The following is a 20,943-nucleotide window of genomic DNA, read 5'->3' as shown; positions in this document are numbered from 1 at the left end:
CGTGGGACGAGCGGACATCACAGTTGGTAGTACTGCCGGAACCAGGCGACAAATTTCTCAATTCCCTCCTCAATTGAGGTTTGCGGCTTAAAACCGATGTCGGTGACAAGATCATCCACATCGGCGAAGGTTTGAAAAACGTCACCCGGCTGAAGAGGCAACATGTTCTTTATAGCGGTTTTACCAACCGCTTTCTCAATGCATTCGATGAAGTAATTCAACTCTACCGAGGTGTTATTGCCGATATTGTAAAGCCGATACGGAGCCGTTGAACTGCTTGGGTCCGGGTTCATAGCGTCCCAAGTTTTGTTTGGGACGGGAATAGCATCCAATGTTCCAACTACGCCCTTGGCGATGTCATCGACGAACGTAAAGTCTCGCAAGTGATTGCCATAATTGAAAACATCGATTGGATCTCCAGCGAGTATTTTTTTCGTAAATAAAAATGGAGACATGTCCGGACGACCCCAAGGACCATAGACAGTAAAGAAACGAAGACCGGTCACGGGAAGCCGATACAAATGCGAATATGAATGAGCCATCAACTCATTCGATTTCTTCGTTGCCGCATACAGACTCAACGGGTGATCGACAGTATCGTGAGCACTGAAAGGCACTTTCAGATTGGCACCATATACCGAACTGGAAGACGCAAAAGTAAGATGCTCAATTGCGTGATGTCTACATCCCTCGAGGATATTGAGAAAACCCACAATATTGGAGTCGATATAGCTGTGTGGGTTTTGAGAACCGTACCGTACACCAGCTTGCGCCGCGAGGTTAATGACCCGCTGCGGTTTGAAGCCAGCAAATGAGTTATCTACGGCGTCTCGGTCTGAAAGATCGGCTTTGATGAACGAAAAATTCTTATAGTTTTTTAGCAGAGAGAGGCGGGATAGTTTCAAATTGACGTCGTAATATTCATTGAGGTTATCAATCCCAAGAACCTCATCACCCCGCTCCAGGAGAATGACAGCCGTATGGTAGCCAATAAAGCCGGCTGCACCCGTCAATAACACTCTCATCAATTATCCTTCGACCTGCTGAATAAACGCGCTCTTAGGTTTAGAGCCCTTGCCTCTATAACCACAACAATCCCTCGCCGTGAATAGCTCTACAGTAGGTCGCGTAAAAGTGTGCAGCAATTACGCAAAGCAGATATCAAAAACATCAATTGGCTGAATTTTTTGCCAGTTTTAAAACGACATAAGGGCAAGGCAGTCGCCAAATATAAGCGACTGCCTCTCAGCATCAGGCGGTAAAAGCGGCGTTCATCAGCGTTTGCGTGTACGTCTCTCGCGGTGCCTCGAAGATTGCATCTGTCGTGCCTTCCTCAACAACCTTGCCGTCCTTCATCACCATGACGTAGTCTGACATAGCCTTGATAACCGACAGGTCGTGGCTGATGAAAATGTAGGACAGACCATGCGTTTTCTGCAGGTTGCGCAACAGATCTATAACCTGCCCCTGAACCGAGCGGTCAAGGGCTGACGTCGGTTCATCAAGAATGACGACATCGGGCTTCAGGATAATGGCACGCGCAATTGCGATACGCTGTCGTTGGCCGCCTGAAAACTCATGCGGATAACGATTGCGGGCGTCGGGATCGAGTCCAACCTCCTGCAGCGCCTTGATGGCACGCTGGTCTCGCTCTGCCCGACTCAATTGTGGCTCATGCACGAACAGGCCTTCAGTGACAATTTCACCGACCGTCTGGCGCGGCGAAAGTGAACCGTATGGGTCCTGAAACACCAGCTGCAGTTTCTTGCGCAGGGGCCGCATGGCTTTTCGATCGAAACCGGAAATATCCGTCTTTTCGAATACGACCTTTCCCTTGGCTTCTACCAGCTTCAACAGGGCACGGCCGAGCGTGGATTTTCCGGAACCGGACTCCCCGACAACACCAATTGTTTGTCCCTGTCGCAACGTGACATCGACACCATTGACAGCACGGAACGCACTTTTTTTGCCCGACAGGAACCCGCCAGCAATCTGGTAATCGACGGTTACGGCTTGCCCGGACAGCACAACCTGCGCCTCATCGGCCACGTCCGGCTTGCGTCCGCTTGGTTCGGCATCCAGCAGCATTTTCGTGTAGTCCTGTTGAGGACGTTCAAAAATGTCCGATGTGGAACCAGCTTCAACAACCTCGCCCCGACGCATCACCGTGACACGATCAGCAAAGTGCTTCACCACTCCGAGATCGTGCGTAATCAACACGATGGCCATACCAAAACGCTGCTGCAAGGATTTAAGCAGGTCAAGGATCTGGGCCTGGATTGTCACGTCGAGTGCTGTTGTCGGCTCGTCGGCAATCAGAATGTCCGGCTCATTGGCCAGTGCCATTGCAATCATGACACGTTGACGTTGGCCACCAGAAAGCTCGTGCGGATAACTGTCGATGCGACGTGCCGGATCCGGAATACCAACCAGTTCCAGCAATTCCAGAACACGGGCGCGTGCCTCTTTGCGACTGCCTCCGCGGTGATGCAGGATAGGCTCGGCAATCTGCTTGCCGATCTTGTAGAGCGGATCAAGCGAGGTCATCGGCTCTTGGAAGATCATGGTGATCTTGGCGCCGCGGATGGTGTTGAGCTCATCCGAACGCAAGCCGACAAGTTCATGGCCGCGATATTTGGCGGAACCCTGCACTTGGCCATTGGCTGCCAGAAGTCCCATGATACCCATCATGGTCTGGCTTTTTCCGGAACCGGATTCACCTACGACAGCGAGCGTTTCGCCTGCCCGGACGTCGAGGTCAATGCCCTTGACGGCATTGACCGTTCCGTCAGGCGTGGCGAAATCAACCTTCAGTCCACGAACGGCAAGAATGGTTTGTGATGTGTCATTCATGTCAGCGGTCCTTCGGATCGAGCGCATCGCGCAGGCCATCACCAACGAAGTTCAAAGAGAACAACGTCAGAACGAAGAAGGTGGCCGGGAAAATCAAAAGCCATGGTGCAGACTGGATATTGTTTGCGCCTTCTGAAATCAACGCTCCCCAACTTGTCAGCGGCGCCTGAACACCGAGACCAAGGAAGGACAGGAAGCTTTCAAGAAGAATGACCTTTGGAACAACAACGGTAACGAACACCACAACGGGGCCAATCGTGTTAGGGATAATGTGACGGCGAATGATCTGCCAATCCGTCAATCCCAACGCCTGCGCTGCACCGACAAACTCACGCCGCTTCAATGCAAGCGTCTGCCCGCGCACGATACGCGCCATATCCAGCCACTCGACCGCACCAATCACCAGAAAGATCAGGATGAAGCTGCGGCCGAAAAACACCACCAGCACCACAACGAGGAACACGAATGGCAGTGAATAGAGGATCTCGACAATACGCATCATGACGTTGTCGACACGTCCGCCGATGTAACCAGACGTCGCGCCGTAGATAACGCCAATGCCCAGTGACACAAGGCTCGCGAGAATGCCGACAGCAATCGAAATCTGACCACCGAGCATGACACGCACCAGAAGGTCACGGCCGTTGGAATCGGTACCGAAGAAGAAGTATTCGCGGTTAACATTGCCTTCCAACTTCAGCGTACGGCCATCGTCTTCGGTTGCTGTTACCTTGGTGTTTTCGAACTCATTGGCGCGATCGAAATAACGCGTGGTGCGCGGATCGATCTCGCTATCCGAGGTTACGGTCGCGGTAAAAGATTGTCCGCTGACCTCGAACTCTTTGAGATCAACGCGCGCACGCGAAGCAATTCCCTCAACAACACCCTGAAGATTGGTGACATCCGGACGTGGCTCAAGGCTCGGCGGGATGGACACATAGGATGGGAACACCTGGTCATAGGTGTGGTTCAGGAAATGTGGACCAATGAAGGAAAAAAGCGCAATCAGCGCCAGCATGATCGAACCGGCCATTGCCGCACGGTTTCTACGGAACCGCAGAGCGGCAAGCTGGAAAAGGCTGCGACTTTTTGTAGACGGCAGCGGAGCCGTATTTGCAGACATATCAGTCATGGCGAACCCTCGGATCAAGAAGGCCGTAAAGGATGTCGACCACAAGATTGAAAACGATGACGAAGATCGCAATGAGAACAACGGTGCCCATAACAAGCGTATAATCACGGTTGATGGCACCGAGGACGAAGTAGCGCCCGACGCCTGGAATGGTGAAGATGGTTTCAACGACAGCCGAACCCGTCAGCAACGCTGCGGCGCAAGGCGCAAGGTAGGACACAACCGGCAACATGGCGGCACGCATCGCGTGGATGATGACAACCGTTCTTGCAGGAAGACCATAGGCCTTGACGGTGCGAATGTGGTCCATCCTCAGTGCTTCGATCATCGAACCACGCGTCAGACGGGCAATCACCGCCAACTGAGGCAGGGCAAGTGCAATCATCGGCAGGATGAGATAACGCAGCGATCCGTCGCCCCAGCTACCGGCTGGCAACCAACCGAGCAGAACGGCAAAAACCAGTGTCAGCACAGGACCGACAACGAAGTTCGGTACGGTAATACCAACGGTCGAAACCGACATGAGTGAAAAATCAAAGGTACTGTTCTGCCTCAAGGCAGCCAATGTACCAGCCAATACGCCGCCGACGAGTGCCAACAGCAGCGCGTAAAAGCCAAGTTCGAGCGAATAAGGCAGACCTTTTCCGATCAACTCGGCGACAGTGTTGTCCTTGTAAATATAGCTCGGCCCGAAATCACCAGTCACGGCATTGGTGATGTAGTGAATGTACTGGCGCCACAATGGCTGATCCAGCTGATAGGTCCTCATCAGATTTTCCATCGTCTGAGGCGGTAACGGACGCTCAAGGTTGAAAGGTCCACCTGGCGCAAAGCGCATCAGGAAAAACGAAATCGTGACGACAATAAACAGTGTCGGCACCGCGCTCGCCAATCGGCGCAGAATAAATGATAACATGGTACGTTAACTCCGGTATGGCACGGCGGGGACGCCGCCGTGCCACTTATTGTTACTCAGAGATGCTCAGGAAACGGCTCAAATGCTCGTTTGCGGCGTTATCTTCCCAGCCCTTTACACGGCTGGAAACGAGCCAAAGATCAGCCTGAGTCAGAAGCGGAGCAACCGGCTGCTCGCGAGACAGGATAGCCTCTGCTTCGTGCAGGATTTTTGCACGCGCAGTCATGTCGGCTTCTTCATACGACTTCTTCATCAAGGCATCATATTCATCATTCTTGAACTTGCCGTAGTTGAACGTCGTATTTGTGGAGACGGAAAGTGCAAGGAAGTTTTCAGCGTCGGCATAGTCAGCAACCCAGCCAGCACGGGCTACGTTGAACTTGCCACCTTCCTGCAGGTAAGCGTAGTGCGAGGACACGTCGAGGTTAACCAGGGAAACCTTGGCACCGAATGTGTTTTTCCACATATCCGCGATAGCGGTTGCCACACGCTCGTGGTTCGGGTTGGTGTTGTAGCGGATTTCGATTTCCAGCGGCTTTGCGCCTTCACCGTAACCGGCTTCCTTCATCAGTTCGATAGCCTTGTCTTCGCGATCAAGCTGTGAGAGCGAAGCAAAGTCGGCCTTTGATGGCTCACCATAGCTGTCGATACCAGGAGGAACCATGGAGTAGGCAGGAACCTGCGAACCGCTGTAGATTTCCTTGGCAAGGAAGTCACGGTCAACGGCCATGGACAGGGCCTGACGCACGCGAACATCGCTATAAGGCTCCTGGCGGGTGTCGAAAGCGTAATAATAGGTGGCCAGCGTCGGCGAAACGTGAACCTGATCGCCATAGGCCTTTGTCAGGCGGTCGATCTGATCTGCCGAGAAGTTGTAGGCCAGATCCATTTCCTTGGCTTCAAAACGGCGAACCGATGCAGCCTGGTCCTCGATCGGGTAGAAAACGACCTTATCGATCTTTACGTTTTCTGCGTCCCAGAAATTCTCGTTCTTAACAACAGTCAGGCTGTCGTTTGGAACGTGTGCCTGAAGTTTGTAAGCGCCGTTGGACACCATCACGCCGGGCTTAACAAAGTCCTTGCCGTTCTTTTCAATGCTTGCCTGCGAAACCGGCAATGCAGTCTGGTGAGCCAGAAGCTCGAGGAAGAATGGCGTCGCACGCTCAAGCGTGATTTCGAGCGTCTTTTCGTCCACGGCCTTTACACCAAGTTCGTCAACAGGCGCTTCACCCTTGTTGACCTTCTCGGCATTCTTGATCGGATAAAGAATATTCGCGTATTTCGCTGCAGTCGCCGGGTCTTCAACGCGTTTGTAGGAGAAAACGAAGTCCTGCGCGGTTACAGGCGTTCCATCCGACCACTTTGCGTTGGCACGCAGCTTGAAAGTGTAAACGGTGCCATCATCAGAAACGGTCCAGCTTTCTGCCGCACCAGGGATGATCTTGCCGTGAGCATCGTAAATCGTCAAACCTTCATAGAGGTCTTTGACAATGAACGCTTCGATATTGATCGAAGTCTGCGCCTGATCGAGGGTCTGTGGCTCACCCGAGTTGCCACGATGAAGAACGGTCTCAGCCAAGGCTGAACTTGCGCCAATGAGGAGGGAACCGAGCAGAACAGCTGCTCTTGTTGTTGTTTTGAATGAGTTCATTTTTTATCTCCCAGATTTTTCGAGGAATGGGCAAGGAATGACAGTTTTGAATGGAAAGCAAGATACTTCCCATCGAATGACATCAATTTAGCGCTGAACCCGCAGCATTTAATCCCTCATAGGTTGCATAAGTGTATGGTCATTTATTTGAAGGCAATTTATACAAAGCGCCTGAGTGGATAACACCGACGACGAAAACAGCCGTGACGCGCAACAAAAATTCAAACGCCCACTAGAGTTCGCAACAATAGGCGATTCACCCGGGCGCTCTTGAAACATTCATACCCACTGCAACGTTTCAGTCAACGAGACACAAATGACAACAGGCCTGAAATACAGTTTTGGATTGTACTGTGCTCGCAAAATCGGCCGTACAGTTTTCCACAATTCGGTACGCATTTTTTCCGCCCCCGGACCAAAAAATGCGCCAAAGCCCACTGCACAGCAGAGATGAGACGATGCCTGCCTGACAAATCACAGCATCGAACAAAAAAATCGAGCAGCGCATGGAACGAAAATACGCTCCACGCGTTATTTTGGGTCGCATTAGGTGAAACGGGCAAGGACATGAGACGAACAACACTTCATTAGATAACCACGCAACATTCTTGACAGAAGTGTGATACGTCCCTCCCTCATATCGACCCTCCCCTTGCCTCTAGATATTTGAGGCACTCACCCGACCCGGATTTTTCATGGCACGAATCACAAACTTTGCACGATCAACCCTGCTCATGCTGGTCGCAGGCATTGCTCTGCTTATCGTTATGGTTGGTTCATCGTTATGGCTCGTTAACGCCAACAACGATTATTCCCGGGAAATTCTTCAGCTTCGCACCATCCGTGCGCACGTTCTTAACATGCTGACATCCATGCAAGACGCTGAAACTGGCCAGCGGGGTTATTTACTTTCGCGTGATGAAAAATATCTCGAACCATACAACGAAGCAATGGCGCGACTGCCGGATATCAGGCCGAAGCTGCGGGAAAGCCTTTCCGACAACCCGGTACTTGCCGCAAAGCTGCCAGAACTGGACAAGCTTACAGACGCAAAAATTGAAGAGACAAACCGCACGCTTGCCCTCGCCGAGAACGGCGATTTTGACGGCGCTATCTCGCTACTCAGGACGGATTCTGGTCTCCGGTACATGGATGAAATTCGCGATATCCTCTCCACCTACCAAACCACGGTAGACGACAGGTTACGCATCATTGTTTCTGAGCAGATTGATATCGCGCGAATATTGCAATGGCTAACAATAACAGCTGCTATTGCCATACTGGGCGTTGTTGGTGGTGCGCTTGCGATCATCGTCCAGCACATTCGTGCTCTTTCAAGCGCTCAGGAGGAACTGGCATATCTTAACAAGGGGCTGGAAGAACGCGTGAACGAACGCACCGAAGACCTTATTCGCGCCAATCAGGAAATCCAGCGTTTCGCCTATATCGTTACCCATGACCTGCGTGCGCCACTTGTCAATATCATGGGATTTTTGAGCGAGTTTGAAAGTTCGGTCAAACACCTCACCGCCTATGTTCTGGCGGATGAAAAAAAGCCTGACGAGCAGGACATTCGCAATGCTCGCCTTGCCGTAGAAGAAGACCTGCCGGAGGCAATCACCTTCATTCGTTCATCGACGCGCAAGATGGATCAGTTGATCAATGCCATCCTGAAGATATCCCGCGACGGACGCCGCAAACTAACCCCTGAAAAGATAGACCTTCAGTCCTTGTTGGATACGGCATCAGCCAGCGTCCATCACCAGGTCACCAGTTCAGGTGGCGATATCTCCATTTCGATGGACGTGCGTCACGTTATCAGCGATCGCATTTCGCTAGACCAAATCTTTGGCAACCTGTTCGACAACGCAGTTAAATATCAGCAACCTGGTCGACCCTTGCAGCTTTCCGTCAGAAGTTACAGCAATGGACATGGCCGTGTGCGCATTGACATCAAAGACAATGGTCGCGGGATCGGACGTCAGGACCTGGAACGCATCTTCGAACTGTTCCGGCGTGCGGGTGAGCAGGACCAACCAGGCGAAGGAATTGGACTTGCCCACGTCCGGTCACTAATAAGAAATTTAGGAGGAGACATTACGGTGGATTCTGAACCAGGCAAAGGCAGCACTTTCCGGCTGATTTTGCCTTCAGATTTGACCAAAATCCCAAGGAGTAACGAGCTATGAAAGCTTCTGGCCAGGAAGTCACTATCGTCATGATCGAGGACGATGAGGGACACGCCCGTCTTATCGAGAAAAATGTCCGCCGCGCCGGCGTCAATAACGAGATCGTCCCCTTCACCCTGGGCAAGAAGGCGCTCGACTACATTCTGGGCGAAAACCGTGATGGTCTGCCGAGCAAGGACCGCTATCTGCTCATTCTGTTAGATTTGAACCTGCCGGACATGTCAGGCATCGATATCCTTGAACAGATCAAGACAAATGAACACACGCGCCGGCTTCCGGTCGTGGTGTTGACAACAACTGACGACGAACGTGAAATCCAAAAATGTTATGACCTTGGCGCAAACGTCTATATTACCAAACCGGTCGATTATGATGGATTCGCGACCGCCATCCGCAATCTGGGCCTGTTTTTCTCCGTTATTCAGGTGCCTTGAGGAATTCAATGCCGGCTCGCATTTTATACATTGACGACGATCCGGCATTGGCAAGGCTGGCGCAGCGTATTCTTGGCCGCTACGATTACAGTGTAACTCATGCAGCCTCCGTTGCAGCCGGCATTGAGGCCTTCATGGCCGACACCTATGACGCCGTTGTCCTGGACCATTATTTTCAGGACAAGACTGGCTTACATTTTCTAGAGGAAATTGGGTGTAAATCTACACTGGTTCCCATTCTCTATGTAACAGGGTCCAGCGATGCGCAGATTGCCATTAACGCGCTTAAGGGCGGCGCTGCGGACTACGTGATCAAAACGGTAACCGACGACTTTTTCCCGCTCTTGGCCAGTGCCATCGATCAGGCACTGAACAATGCCAGACTACGACGGGAAAAGGACGAGGCCGACCGGTTGCTGATCGTTGCCAAGGAACGGGCAGAACTGATGGTGGCTGAGATGAACCACCGTGTAGCCAATAGTTTGTCACTTGTTTCGGCCATGATCCGCTTGCAGACCAACACCGTCATCAGTGATGAAGCCAAGAACGCGCTTCAGGAAACCCAAAGTCGCATTGCAGCGATCGCTGGCGTTCATCGCAGTCTTTACACCTCGGAAAATGTCGGCGCTGTCGCCCTCGATGTCTATCTCGGCGCTTTGATCGACGACCTGCAACGCACCGGTGGCGCATCCCCTGAGATCATTGTTACCACCGACCTGAGGGCAGTGTTTGTCACCGCCGATCAGGCCGTGGCGCTGGGTGTGATCGTGACCGAACTGGTCTCCAACGCCCTCAAATATGCCTACCCGGAAGGCAAGGGACAGATTGGAGTCACGTTACGCCAGACGGAGGACAACCAACTTCAGCTGTGTGTCGATGATGACGGGATCGGTTTCAATCCGTCGGCAGCTCCAAAGGGCACCGGCCTTGGCACTAAGCTTATCAAGGCCATGTGCAAAACACTGGATGCGACACTGGATTACGATGACAGCACACCAGGCGGACATGTTCGCCTGACCTGGGCAGTACTTGTCGTCATCTAAGCGGCATAGGTTTCAAACCTAAAGCAGAAAAGGCGCGTGGTAACACGCGCCTTTCTGTGCCTTTGGGAGGATAAGGCGGGATCAACGATCCTTGCTGATGCTTTCAAAACGCGAAAGCCAAGGGCTGACAATCATACCTTTCACGTCACTACGGAAAGCAGCGGTGTCAACGACTTCAGAGAACGGCTGGATCGACATGACGATTTCATCCATGTAGGTCTGAATGTCTTCGTAGAGCTTGCCCTGCTTGGCGATATCACGCTCAAGCAACGCATCTTCGATCATCTTGTTCAGCTTCTCGTCGTAGAAGCTGGTGCGCCATCCCTGATAGTTGGTTAGCTTTGCATCGTCTGCATTGTTCGGATTGTAGGCGATAGAACGCAGATTGTTGTCAGGGTGTGGCTGCTGGCCACCACCGCCGCGACCAAGCAGCAGTTCAAACTTGCGCTCACGCATCGCACCGTAAATCTGGTCGCCAGAACCGCTGATGATTTCAGCCTGAATGCCTGCCTGTGCCAGTGTGTTCTGGATGGCCGTTGCGGCTTTCATGAACGGATCTTCTGAGAGAACGCGCAGCGTTGTCTTGAAACCATTCGGGAAGCCACCCTCGGCCAGCAGAGCCTTGGCCTTTTCGATATCCAGTTTGTAACCTTCATCCGGCAGCGCTCCGAGGAAACCGGTGCTGATCGGGCGCTGATGCAGTTTGCCGTAATACGGCATGATTGCTTTGTCGAGACCTTCGTAATCGATCAGGTAACGCAATGCTTCGCGCACTTTCTTATTGGCGAAACGTTCGTCTTTCATCGAGACGCTGAGGTAATAGAAGCCCGAACCGGGCGTCGATTCAATGGCGATATCCTTGTCTGCCTCAAGTGAACGAAGGTCAGGCGCCTGCAAGGAATACGCTACGTCGATATCACCCTTTTCAAGCATCAGGCGCTGGGATTGCGATTCAGGCAGGTGGCGCATGAGAACGCGCTTCATCGCTGGCTTTTCACCCCAGTAGTCATCATTACGAGTGAGAATGATAAATTCATTCGACTTCCACTGGGTCAGCTTGAAGGGCCCAGAACCCGCCGAGTTCAGTGTCAGCCAGCTGGCACCAAGGTCACCGTCTTTTTCATTGGCCAGAGCTGTCTTGCTGTCGATGATGGAGCCTGGACCGTTCTGGGCAAGGATCATCAGCAGCAGGCTCGGGTCATCCGGCTGCGGCAGGTTGAGGACAAATGTGGTGTCGTTTTCAGCAACAAACAGCTTGTCAGCGTTCTCAACCTTGTAACCACGGGTCTTGAGGAACGAAGACTGCGCAAGATTGCGAACCAGCAGACGCTTCAGGCTCCAGGCAACGTCCTGTGCAGTCACGGCATTGCCGGATTCAAACTTGGCATCACTGCGCAGATGGAAGCGAATGGACATGCGGTCTTCGGCGACTTCCCAACGCTCTGCAAGACGCGGCTGGATGCTGCGGTCTTCTGGCGACAGAATGACCAGCGTGTCATAGGTATTGTTGAGAACCTGAACCGTTTCACGGCCGGTAATTGCAGCGGGATCAAGCGTCAGAATATTGCTCATTGTTGTCGCAACGACGAGCTGATCCTTGGGTGTCTCGGCAAACGAATTGATTGGCAAAGCGCCGATCAAAAGCGCGCCGAGGGCCGCTGTAGCAAGAAAGTGTCTCATATTTCCTCCCAATTTGCCGTTTCCTTTGGAATGACGGCTCTCCAAGTTTTCAATATACAGACCGGCCTGTTCCTCCACAGGCCCGGATGGATCAGCGAAGGATTTCACCAACAGGTGCTGCCAGTGCTTTTCCTATCTTTGCAGTTTCGTCAGCCTCCAGATGAACACCATCAACCGGGGATGACTTTGCTACAGAACCAGCATCGAAGAAGAAATGGCCAAGTTCTGCGGCAAGTTTGCGATAAAGGGGGCCAAGACGCTGCGATTCCGCGATATCGCGACCAGCGGCGGGAACGCCGCTCGCACCGGCAACACAGGCAGGTGGCGCAACGATCATCAACTTCGGTTTTGCATCACGCGGCTTGTAAGGAAACGTATCAACGATCTGCGCAAGCCGGCGGATGCCGGTCACGGCGGGTTCGGCACGCCCACCATGGGTTGGTTTGATATCATTGGTGCCAAGCATGATGATAACGAGGTCGAGCGGCATATGGCTTGCCAGCGCAACTTCCAGCGCCTTGGCGCCATTGCGGCACGCCGGCCCGGCATGGTCATCATAACATGTGGTACGGCCGCCAAGCCCTTCTGAAAGGATCTTGGCCTGTCCGCCCAGTTCTTTTTCCAGCACATCCGGCCAGCGATAATCGGCCGGATGGCGCAAGCCAGTCGTTGGGTCGGCACCCCATGTAAGACTGTCTCCGAATGCAAGAACCGTCTTCATGATACGATCACCGAACCCTGTTGTTCTCAATGAAGTTGAAGTCGATGTCTTCACCAAGGCCTGGACGATCCGGCACATGGACGTAACCGTCACTATCCATCGGGTCTGACAGCGACTTCAGGTAATCGTGACCGTCGTCATATTCGAGGAATGGATGCAGCAGGCCACGCTCGTACCAGCGGCAATTCTTGGTCGCGGCTACGACATGCAGGTTCATGGCGGTATTGCCGTGCACTTCGCATTCAACGCCGAATGCTTCCGCAAGATGCATGGTCTTCAATGCTGGCGTAATACCCCCGACATCGTTGACACCCGTTCTGAGAATGTCGCAAGCGCCTGCCTTCAGCCACTCTGCGCGATGCCAATGTTTGCCGGCTGCACTTTCTGGCCCGACAACCGGAATATCGAGATTATCGGCAAGCCACTTGTAGGACGACATGGATTGCTCATCCATTGGTTCTTCAATCCAGTCGAAACCAAGCTTTTCAAGTCCGCGGCCCAGCGCCAGCGCATCGGTGCGCGAATACCAGTGAAACGCATCGATCATCAGGCGAATATCAGGACCAACAGCTTCGCGAACTGCGGCGCACGCCTTCAGGTCCATTTTCACGTCAGGCGCCCAGCTGACAGGCGGCATCCAGGTGTGCAGCTTGATGCCCTTGTAGCCACGCTTGACCAGCGTTTCGCCAAACCGACCGTAATCTTCCGGAGTCGCCAGTCCACCTTCAAGTTCGTCACCACACATGATGGAACCATAGGCGAGAACCTTGTCGCGATAACCGCCGATCAACTTGTATACAGGTGTGTCCAAAGCCCGGCCGGCAAGATCCCACAATGCGCAGTCCACGACCGCCAGAGTGCGATCTGTCAGCTGCGCGGCAGAGCCGCGCTGCCAGTGCGCAAGGTCTTGCCACAAGCGTTCACGGTCACGGTAGTCCTGACCGATCAGTACCTTTTTCACGAATTTTTCGATGACATGCGGGCGCACAATTTCAGGCGCCGTAAATGAGTGGCCTTCCAGACCATCCTCGGTGCGAATGGTGAGCATGGCCTGCTCCACCTTATGCGCGGGTCCGGGATGTGCATGACCGGCACTATCCGAATGGCGACGGGTCGTCGTTTGGAAAACGCGCACTTCGACGTCGGTGATGATCATAATTCCTCCCGTATGCAAGCATGGGCGCATCACGCCCTCATCATTCTGCCTGACATAATTAGACAGAAATATCAGATTTTGTCAAATCTGTACGACAGATTTTTTATTCTGGATGACAGGTTGGTCTACATCATTGGAAAACCTTAAAAAAACCTCGAACCTCGCCCGGACAGCTGCAAACAAGTCTGGAAAAATCATCTGCAAACGGTGACGTAATTGGCTTTGGACAAGCCTTCACATGCGATAACGTTGACAGGTCCCAGTGTGGCAGCACCATATTGCACAACAAGAATCATCGCAGTGGCGCCACCGCTGCGACACCAACGCCCGACAAAACCAAAAGTGAGATTTCCATGAAGCCTGTTTCCACCGACGCCGCACCAGCCGCCATTGGCCCATATTCGCAAGCTATCGCCGTAAACGGACTGCTTTTTGTATCAGGGCAGATCCCAATCGACCCGGCCACCGGTGAATTCTCGTCCAACGACCCGGTTGAACAGACCCGCCAGTGCCTGCGCAATCTCGCAGCCATTGCAGAGGCCGCTGGTACGGATCTTTCCAGAACCGTCAAGACAACCGTGCTGGTACGCGACCTGTCGCGCTTTGCAGACATCAACGCCGCCTACGCAGAATTCTTCAAGGCGCCCTTCCCTGCCCGCGCGACCTTCGAGGTTTCGGCGCTGCCAAAGGGTGCCCAGATCGAAATCGAAGCTGTCATCGCCCTCAAGGACGCCTGACATGACTGACATGTGTTGCGAACATCACTTTGAACTGCCGATAGCAGCGGCTGACCGCGAATGGACGCGACGCGCATTGAATATTCTGCAGGGCGATGGACATCGCTCTGCAGACACCCACCTCGTCAAACCGATTTTTCCCGGCCTGAAAAACATCAGCGTATACCTGAAGGACGAAAGCACACACCCGACGGGCAGCCTCAAGCACCGTCTGGCACGCTCTCTTTTCCTTTACGGGATTTGTAACGGCAGAATCGGTCCGGGCACAACGCTTGTTGAGGCATCTTCCGGCTCGACCGCGGTCTCAGAGGCCTATTTTGCGAACCTGCTGGATCTCCCCTTCATCGCCGTCATGCCGCGCTCCACCAGCCCGCAGAAAGTTGAGGCGATCGAGCGCTTCGGCGGCAAGTGCCATTTCGTAGACCATGCTGGCGACGTCTATTCCGTGGCGCAGAAACTCGCCACTGAATCTGGCGGCCATTATCTGGACCAGTTCACCAATGCCGAAAGAGCAACGGACTGGCGCGGTAACAACAACATTGCCCAGAGCGTGTTCGAACAGATGCAATATGAGGGTCATCCCGTCCCGGACTGGGTAGTGATGAGCGCTGGCACAGGCGGGACATCGGCAACGATTGGTCGGTTCATTCGCTACAAGAACCTCGAAACGCGCCTGGCGGTCGTCGATGTTGAGGGGTCTGCCTTCTACGATGCCTGGGCAAGCGGCGACATGGAAAAAACCGCTCCCGGCAGCCGCATTGAAGGCATTGGCCGACCACGCGTCGAGCCCTCCTTCGTACCCGGTGTGATTGACCACATGATCCGCGTGCCGGATGTCGCTTCGATTGCTGCCGCGCACGTTCTTTCTGACCGGCTTTTCCGTCGTGTTGGTGGTTCAACCGGCACAAACTTCTTCGGTCTATTGTGCATCGCCAGCGAAATGATGCGCCAAGGCAAGGACGGATCACTGGTATCCCTGATCTGTGATAGCGGAGACCGTTACTCCGCGACCTATTACAATCCGAAATGGATTGAAGAGCAGAAGCTGGACATCAAGCCGTGGCGTGAGCGCATTGAGGCATTCATCGACCACGGCACACCACTAAAGTATTCCAAACAGCAATCTCAGCCCAATACATGAGAAAACGGCCCAAAGGGAAAGTCGCGAAGTTTCTCTTTGGGTCGCTATCAACCTCGTTGGAAGTTGGCTGTTTTCTAAGGTTGCTGATCAACACAGAACGACCGACGACGAAATCATTGCCGCCAGCCTTGATACCCGTAAATGTGAGAATAGCCGGGTAAGGATGAAGGCCAAGCCTCCGCAAACGGAAGTCGTCCTTTCGAGGGCTTTGGAACGTCCTCGTTCACTACAAAATGTCAGCGTCACTAACGAAGGACGGCAGCGCAGGTGACTTGTCTTTACGCCCGCGGGCTCTTTTTCTGAGCCAAAAGGACCAGTCCCGCTATAAGCACGGTTCCCACAATGAACAGCAATGCTGCAGCAGCAATTGCAGGGCTGATGTTTTCCCTGATTGTCGAAAACATCTGGCGGGCAACAGTGCGCTGATTGGGGCCCGCGACGAACAGCGTCAGAACAACTTCGTCCAGGGATGTGGCGAAAGCGAAAACGGCACCCGACACAATGCCCGGCATGGCAAGCGGCAAGGTCACTTTCTGAAGGACGACAACTGGCGATGCGCCAAGGCTTGCTGCGGCATTCTCAAGCCGTCGATCAATGCCTTGCAGCGCCGCAGTAACGTTGACCACGACGAAGGGGATAGCAATAACAGTGTGCGCGATGATAACCCCAACATATGTGTTGGCGAGACCATACTGAGCAAACATCAATTGCATACCCACCCCCAGCACGACTGCCGGAACAACCATTGGCAGAAGGAACAAAGTCCGGAAGAAACTAAACAGCAGCGAAACTGATTTTCCTCGCAATCCAAGAGCTGCAACAGTTCCCATGATCGTCGCTAAAATAGTCGTTCCGCTTCCAATCAAAAGACTGTTGATTATGGACCGACGCCACGCGTCAGCCGTGAACAACTCGTGGAACCACCTGAATGAAAACCCAGGGATGGGATAGTTGAGAAATATGCTGTCTGTAAAAGCAAGCGGAAGAATTGCGAACAGCGGTGCCATAAGGAAGAAAATTACGGTCGATCCGAATACGGCTTTGCTGGCGGTAAGCGTTTTCATGTGCGCGCCTCCTCGGAGGAAAGGCGAAGATATACAACATAGAGGATCATCGTTGCTGCCAACAGAACGATACCGAGAGCGCCAGCCATCCCCCAGTTTGCCGCACCAGTCGCGTAATATGCGATAACCGAGCTTATCATCTGATCTTGTGCTCCACCGATAAGCGCAGGCGTGATGTAATAGCCGAGAGCACTCATGAAGACGAGCAGCGCGCCTGATACGACACCGCGAAGGCTGAGCGGAAGTAAAACCAACAGGAATGCGCGGATAGGTGAAGCGCCTAATGAGGCTGCCGCTGGCATAAGGTTCTTGGGAATACCGATAAGAACGCTAAAAATTGGTAGGACCATGAAAGGTAGGAGCACATGGGTCATCGCAATAACAACGCCGAGCCGGTTGAAGATCAGAGGAACAGGCCCGCTCGTCAATCCAAGCGTTTGAAGAGTCAAGTTGATGAGACCGTTGTCCTGAAGGATAATGTACCAGGCGGCAGTGCGCACCAACAATGAAGTCCAGAGTGGAAGAAGTACAGCTCCCAGAAGCAGTTGGCGTTTCCACCCGGTCGTTGATGCAGCAACCATTGCGAACGGCAAGCCCACGGCGATGCAGCAGATTGTCACGATGCCAGCCATGATCAATGTACGGATCAGCGTAGTGCGATTGGCCGAGGTACCCTCTGGAGCGTTCGCAATGTTGCCGCTGGCGTCTCGTTGCAGATCGACAGCTGCCAGCAGGTTTCTGTCTGTAAGGGAAGCGCTCGCGGCGTCTTGGACGGCGATCCAGAATGCCGGGTCGCTCCACCGCGCATCAACGGACACCAAGTCGGTAACTGTCTGGTCAGCTACAGCATTACGTGTCTTGGTCATCAGAGTGCGGAAACCGGACTTAGCACTGTTCAGTCGACGGACGAGATCACCAAATAACTGATCGTCACTGATATTACGTATATCAGCGGCCAGCGACGCTTGTGCCTCTGAAGAAGGTGTCGATGACCGATCCCAACCTTCCAACGCCTCTGAAACCGTAGGAAGAGCATTTGACGCGACCGGATCAGAAACAGCGGACTTCATCATCGTGAAGAGAGGCGCCACGAAGAAGAAAACTAGAAAAATTGCGAGTGGTGCAATGAGCGCAAACGACTTGGTTTGTTTGGATAGCCACGATGTTTGCGTCATGTGACGATCCAACATTGTTCGGGGCTGAACGACGCTACAATGTCTTGCCCAATCTCTGGAGCCACTGCCTTTCGATTGGCTTTGACGACAAGCCTCCGACCACCAGCATTGACCTCCACTTGAAGATGGTCTCCGTGGTAGACAATGTCAGTCACTCTCACCTTGAGCTCGTTTTGGCCCTCACCGACCGCGTCGAGCTCAATACGTTCTGGGCGCACCGATACCTTAACGTGCTTTCCAGGTTCATAAGTTGCGGTAGAAGCTACCTTTATCGGCTGACTGCCTTCCAACGTAACGTTAAGAAGGCCGTTAGATGAAGACGTCACCTTTCCAGAGAGAAGATTTGTTTCTCCAATAAACTCGGCGACGAACTGAGTTCTTGGCCTGTCGTATATTTCCGACGGACCTCCGATTTGTTCAATTTTTCCATGATTGAAGATAGCAATCCGATCCGACATTGTCAGTGCTTCTGTCTGGTCGTGCGTAACGAAGACAATGGTAAGCCCCAAGCGGTGATGAAGATCGCGAATGTCCATTTGCATCTGCTCGCGAAGCTTTTTGTCGAGAGCGCCCAATGGCTCGTCCATCAAGACGACCTCTGGTTCGAAAACCAATGCGCGGGCCAAAGCAACGCGCTGCTGTTGCCCACCGGACAGTTGTATGGGCTTGCGTTCCTGAAACGCACCGAGCTGAACCATGTCGAGCGCCTTCGTCACCCGTTCAACGATCTCACTCCTGGAGGCGCCACGCATTCTCAACGGAAACGCCACATTCTCAGCAACGGTCATGTGGGGAAAGAGTGCATAGTTCTGAAAAACGACACCCATATTTCGCTTATGGGGTGGAAGGGAATCGACGCGCTTACCAGCTACGGAGATCGCACCGCTGGTCGGGCTCTCAAACCCTGCCAGCATCATGAGAAGCGTCGTCTTTCCAGACCCGGAAGGCCCAAGCATACTGACGAACTCGCCCTTGCCGATAGACAAGTCTAGATTATCAACGACAGTCATGATGCCGAACGCTTTGCTGACTTTGTCGAAATTTATAAACGCGTCGCTCATCATAACCTACGCTCGTATTGGATAACGCAACCTCCCTCCTCTCTCTGATGAGGGAAGGTCCGTTGCCCTTTTTCGGGCAACGGATATCAGGACATGAAAAGGCTGGCGCTTACTGCGCGAGCCAGGCGTTGAAGCGTTGCGTCAGCTCCTCCGCGTTGTCGGTCCAAAAGTCTACATCAAGCGGGATTGCGTCACTAATGTTTGCCTCAGTCGTCGGAAGTTCTTCCTGGAACTGCTGAGGGACCAACTTGGTCGCTCCCAGGTTGGGCAGACCATAAGCAATATACTCGGGCAGCTTGGCCTGATTTTCGGCCTTGCTCGCATAGCTAATGAAATCCATGCCTGCGTCCTTGTTTGGGCTGTCTTTCAAAATCACCCAGCTGTCGATAGCGTAGATGCTACCCGGGAACACAAAGCCGAACTTCTTGCCTTCCGAGCGGTTGATACCGCTGATACGGCCATTGTAGGCCGTGGTCATGACCACTTGTCCCGACGACAGGAGCTGCAGTGGCTGAGCGCCTGCATCCCACCAAATGATGTCGGCCTTCAATTCATCGAGCTTTTTAAATGCGCGATCAACACCACCTTCACCACTGAGAACGTCGTAGACCTCTTTGGCAGGTACACCATCAGCCATCAGAGCGAACTCGAGAGCGTATTTCGGACCCTTGCGGAAGCCGCGCTTGCCAGGAAACTTCTTGGTATCCCAGAAGTCTGCCCAGGTCTTTGGGGCTTCCTTCAGTTTTTCTCCGTCATAAGAGAGACCAGTCGACCATACGATGTTGCCAACGCCGCAGTCACTGACCGCGGCAGCAAGGTAGGCGTCCTTACCGCCAAGTTTTTCCCAGTCGATTTTTTCATATATGCCATCGGCGCAACCCAGCGCCAGTTCTTCAGCCTCAACTTCGACGACATCCCAGTTGGGCACGCCAGCCTTGACCTTGGCCTGCAAAACGCCGTAGCCACCATCCCAACTTTCGTCGAGAACCGGCTTACCAGTTTCGGCTGCATAGGGTTCGAAGAAGATTTTACGCTGAGCATCCTGAAAGTTTCCACCCCAAGACACGACTGTCAGATCACGTGCCTGCGCACTCAAACTGCCTGCCATCAGGATGGTGGATGCAATGATTGTAGCTTTAAAGATTTTCATCGGACGCTCCCCTTTGTGTTATCGACCGGCCAATAGGAAAGCACGTTTCCAAACTTTGAAAAGCGGGGTTAACCACCTTGTTCACTATACTCACCACCCTTCTGCAGGTTTGAACATCAGTAAGTCGGTGGTGTAATAGCGCTCAGGATTTCGCTAGGCCCTTCATCAACATTGCGGAAGCGATGGGGAAGCCTGCTATCAAAATAATATCCGTCCCCAGGCTTCAGGACCTTTTTAACATTGCCCACAGTGATCTCAACCATTCCCGACAGCACCATGCCCGCTTCCTGGGCTGCGTGAGTGAATTCCTCGCCGGTGTCTGCACCAGGCGCGTAGCGCTCATGCAACATCAGGAGTTGCCGGTTGGGATGGTCCAGTCCGATAACGCGATATGAAATTGTATCAACCTTTCCAATCTCCACGAGGTCTGCGGACGAGTAGAAGGGTGAATACGGCAGACTGGATTGCAGATCAGAGAAAAAACCGGGAAGTGTTGTACCAAGTGCATCCAGAACCGCACCAAGCGTATCTATAGACGGGCTCATCCGGTCACGCTCGATCAAGGAAATCGTCGAATGCGATATTCCCGAGCGCGCTGCCAGCTCCCTAACGCCCAAGTCTCGGCGGCGGCGGAGCTCTCGAAGTTTACTCCCAATTTTAGGCATCAGTCAGACCCTTCTGTTTCAGCATGCGGACGACCATGACACCCCAAGCCCGGGTGAGATACCCAGCCCCAGCAAATACACTTCATGTGGTGAATATAATGAACAAGTGGTTTAGGGGCAATTGCCGGAAAGCTCGTCGTGGAAGATGCTCACGTCAATCATACCACATAGGAGG

Annotated in this window: 18 protein-coding genes; 5 read left to right on the top strand and 13 right to left on the bottom strand. The window is 53.1% G+C overall.

What is annotated here, in order from left to right; genetic code table 11:
- Positions 1-17 precede the first annotated feature (17 nt).
- The 5 genes from HGO37_RS24970 to HGO37_RS24950 all read right to left on the bottom strand — a co-directional run bounded on the left by HGO37_RS24970 (position 18) and on the right by HGO37_RS24950 (position 6,552).
- Positions 18-1,025 (bottom strand): NAD-dependent epimerase, encoded by a 1,008-nt coding sequence (locus HGO37_RS24970; RefSeq protein ID WP_250985725.1) that lies wholly within the window; start codon positions 1,023-1,025, stop codon positions 18-20.
- Positions 1,026-1,251: 226 nt separating this feature from the next.
- Entirely contained in the window at positions 1,252-2,853 is a 1,602-nt protein-coding gene (locus HGO37_RS24965; protein ID WP_250985724.1) for an ABC transporter ATP-binding protein, read from the bottom strand.
- A 1-nt stretch (position 2,854) separates the two neighbouring features.
- Positions 2,855-3,985 carry an ABC transporter permease gene (locus HGO37_RS24960; protein ID WP_250985723.1) on the bottom strand — a complete coding sequence of 377 codons (1,131 nt, stop codon included), beginning with the start codon at positions 3,983-3,985 and terminating at the stop codon, positions 2,855-2,857.
- The gene (gene oppB / locus HGO37_RS24955) at positions 3,978-4,901 is read right to left on the bottom strand and encodes an oligopeptide ABC transporter permease OppB (protein ID WP_192489336.1); all 924 of its coding nucleotides are present in this window, start codon (positions 4,899-4,901) and stop codon (positions 3,978-3,980) included. Before oppB ends, HGO37_RS24960 begins: the two co-directional genes overlap by 8 nt.
- 52 nt (positions 4,902-4,953) lie before the next feature.
- A complete protein-coding gene (locus HGO37_RS24950; RefSeq protein ID WP_192489337.1) occupies positions 4,954-6,552 on the bottom strand; it encodes a peptide ABC transporter substrate-binding protein in 1,599 nt (532 codons plus the stop codon).
- A gap of 695 nt (positions 6,553-7,247) precedes the next feature.
- Here HGO37_RS24950 and HGO37_RS24945 point away from each other — a divergent pair.
- Genes HGO37_RS24945 through HGO37_RS24935 form a run of 3 tightly spaced genes read left to right on the top strand, consistent with a single transcriptional unit; the run spans position 7,248 to position 10,218 of the window.
- The gene (locus tag HGO37_RS24945; RefSeq protein ID WP_250985722.1) at positions 7,248-8,741 is read left to right on the top strand and encodes a sensor histidine kinase; all 1,494 of its coding nucleotides are present in this window, start codon (positions 7,248-7,250) and stop codon (positions 8,739-8,741) included.
- Positions 8,738-9,175: a response regulator gene (locus HGO37_RS24940; protein WP_192489338.1), complete on the top strand. Its 438-nt coding sequence runs from the start codon at positions 8,738-8,740 to the stop codon at positions 9,173-9,175. The genes HGO37_RS24945 and HGO37_RS24940 overlap by 4 nt, the downstream gene beginning before the upstream one ends.
- An 8-nt stretch (positions 9,176-9,183) precedes the next feature.
- Complete coding sequence (locus HGO37_RS24935) at positions 9,184-10,218, top strand: sensor histidine kinase (RefSeq protein WP_250985721.1); 1,035 nt, start codon at positions 9,184-9,186, stop codon at positions 10,216-10,218.
- Positions 10,219-10,299: 81 nt separating this feature from the next.
- Here the strand turns inward: HGO37_RS24935 and HGO37_RS24930 are convergent, their stop codons facing one another.
- The 3 genes from HGO37_RS24930 to HGO37_RS24920 all read right to left on the bottom strand — a co-directional run bounded on the left by HGO37_RS24930 (position 10,300) and on the right by HGO37_RS24920 (position 13,775).
- A complete protein-coding gene (locus HGO37_RS24930; RefSeq protein ID WP_250985720.1) occupies positions 10,300-11,898 on the bottom strand; it encodes an ABC transporter substrate-binding protein in 1,599 nt (532 codons plus the stop codon).
- 91 nt (positions 11,899-11,989) lie between these two features.
- Positions 11,990-12,619: an SGNH/GDSL hydrolase family protein gene (locus HGO37_RS24925; protein ID WP_250985719.1), complete on the bottom strand. Its 630-nt coding sequence runs from the start codon at positions 12,617-12,619 to the stop codon at positions 11,990-11,992.
- Positions 12,620-12,626: 7 nt separating this feature from the next.
- A complete protein-coding gene (locus HGO37_RS24920; RefSeq protein ID WP_250985718.1) occupies positions 12,627-13,775 on the bottom strand; it encodes a mandelate racemase family protein in 1,149 nt (382 codons plus the stop codon).
- 353 nt (positions 13,776-14,128) lie between these two features.
- Here HGO37_RS24920 and HGO37_RS24915 point away from each other — a divergent pair, with 353 nt between their 5' ends.
- Positions 14,129-14,512 (top strand): RidA family protein, encoded by a 384-nt coding sequence (locus HGO37_RS24915; RefSeq protein WP_250985717.1) that lies wholly within the window; start codon positions 14,129-14,131, stop codon positions 14,510-14,512.
- A 1-nt stretch (position 14,513) separates the two neighbouring features.
- Positions 14,514-15,653 carry a PLP-dependent cysteine synthase family protein gene (locus tag HGO37_RS24910; protein ID WP_285201253.1) on the top strand — a complete coding sequence of 380 codons (1,140 nt, stop codon included), beginning with the start codon at positions 14,514-14,516 and terminating at the stop codon, positions 15,651-15,653.
- A 278-nt stretch (positions 15,654-15,931) separates the two neighbouring features.
- Here HGO37_RS24910 and HGO37_RS24905 read toward each other — a convergent pair whose 3' ends face one another.
- The 5 genes from HGO37_RS24905 to HGO37_RS24885 all read right to left on the bottom strand — a co-directional run bounded on the left by HGO37_RS24905 (position 15,932) and on the right by HGO37_RS24885 (position 20,768).
- The gene (locus HGO37_RS24905; protein ID WP_250985716.1) at positions 15,932-16,717 is read right to left on the bottom strand and encodes an ABC transporter permease; all 786 of its coding nucleotides are present in this window, start codon (positions 16,715-16,717) and stop codon (positions 15,932-15,934) included.
- Complete coding sequence (locus HGO37_RS24900) at positions 16,714-17,892, bottom strand: ABC transporter permease (protein ID WP_250985715.1); 1,179 nt, start codon at positions 17,890-17,892, stop codon at positions 16,714-16,716. Before HGO37_RS24900 ends, HGO37_RS24905 begins: the two co-directional genes overlap by 4 nt.
- Positions 17,889-18,953, bottom strand: coding sequence for an ABC transporter ATP-binding protein (locus HGO37_RS24895; RefSeq protein ID WP_250985736.1), 1,065 nt, complete (start codon positions 18,951-18,953; stop codon positions 17,889-17,891). Before HGO37_RS24895 ends, HGO37_RS24900 begins: the two co-directional genes overlap by 4 nt.
- 109 nt (positions 18,954-19,062) lie before the next feature.
- On the bottom strand, positions 19,063-20,103 hold the full coding sequence (locus HGO37_RS24890; RefSeq protein WP_250985714.1) for an ABC transporter substrate-binding protein: 1,041 nt from the start codon (positions 20,101-20,103) through the stop codon (positions 19,063-19,065).
- A 116-nt stretch (positions 20,104-20,219) separates the two neighbouring features.
- Positions 20,220-20,768 carry a cupin domain-containing protein gene (locus HGO37_RS24885; RefSeq protein WP_192489347.1) on the bottom strand — a complete coding sequence of 183 codons (549 nt, stop codon included), beginning with the start codon at positions 20,766-20,768 and terminating at the stop codon, positions 20,220-20,222.
- Positions 20,769-20,943: the final 175 nt, after the last annotated feature.

This window comes from Rhizobium sp. CG4, assembly GCF_023701965.1.
GTDB lineage: Bacteria > Pseudomonadota > Alphaproteobacteria > Rhizobiales > Rhizobiaceae > Agrobacterium.
The sequence above is the reverse complement of the archived record's forward strand: the minus strand, read 5'-3'. Positions and strand labels throughout refer to the sequence as shown.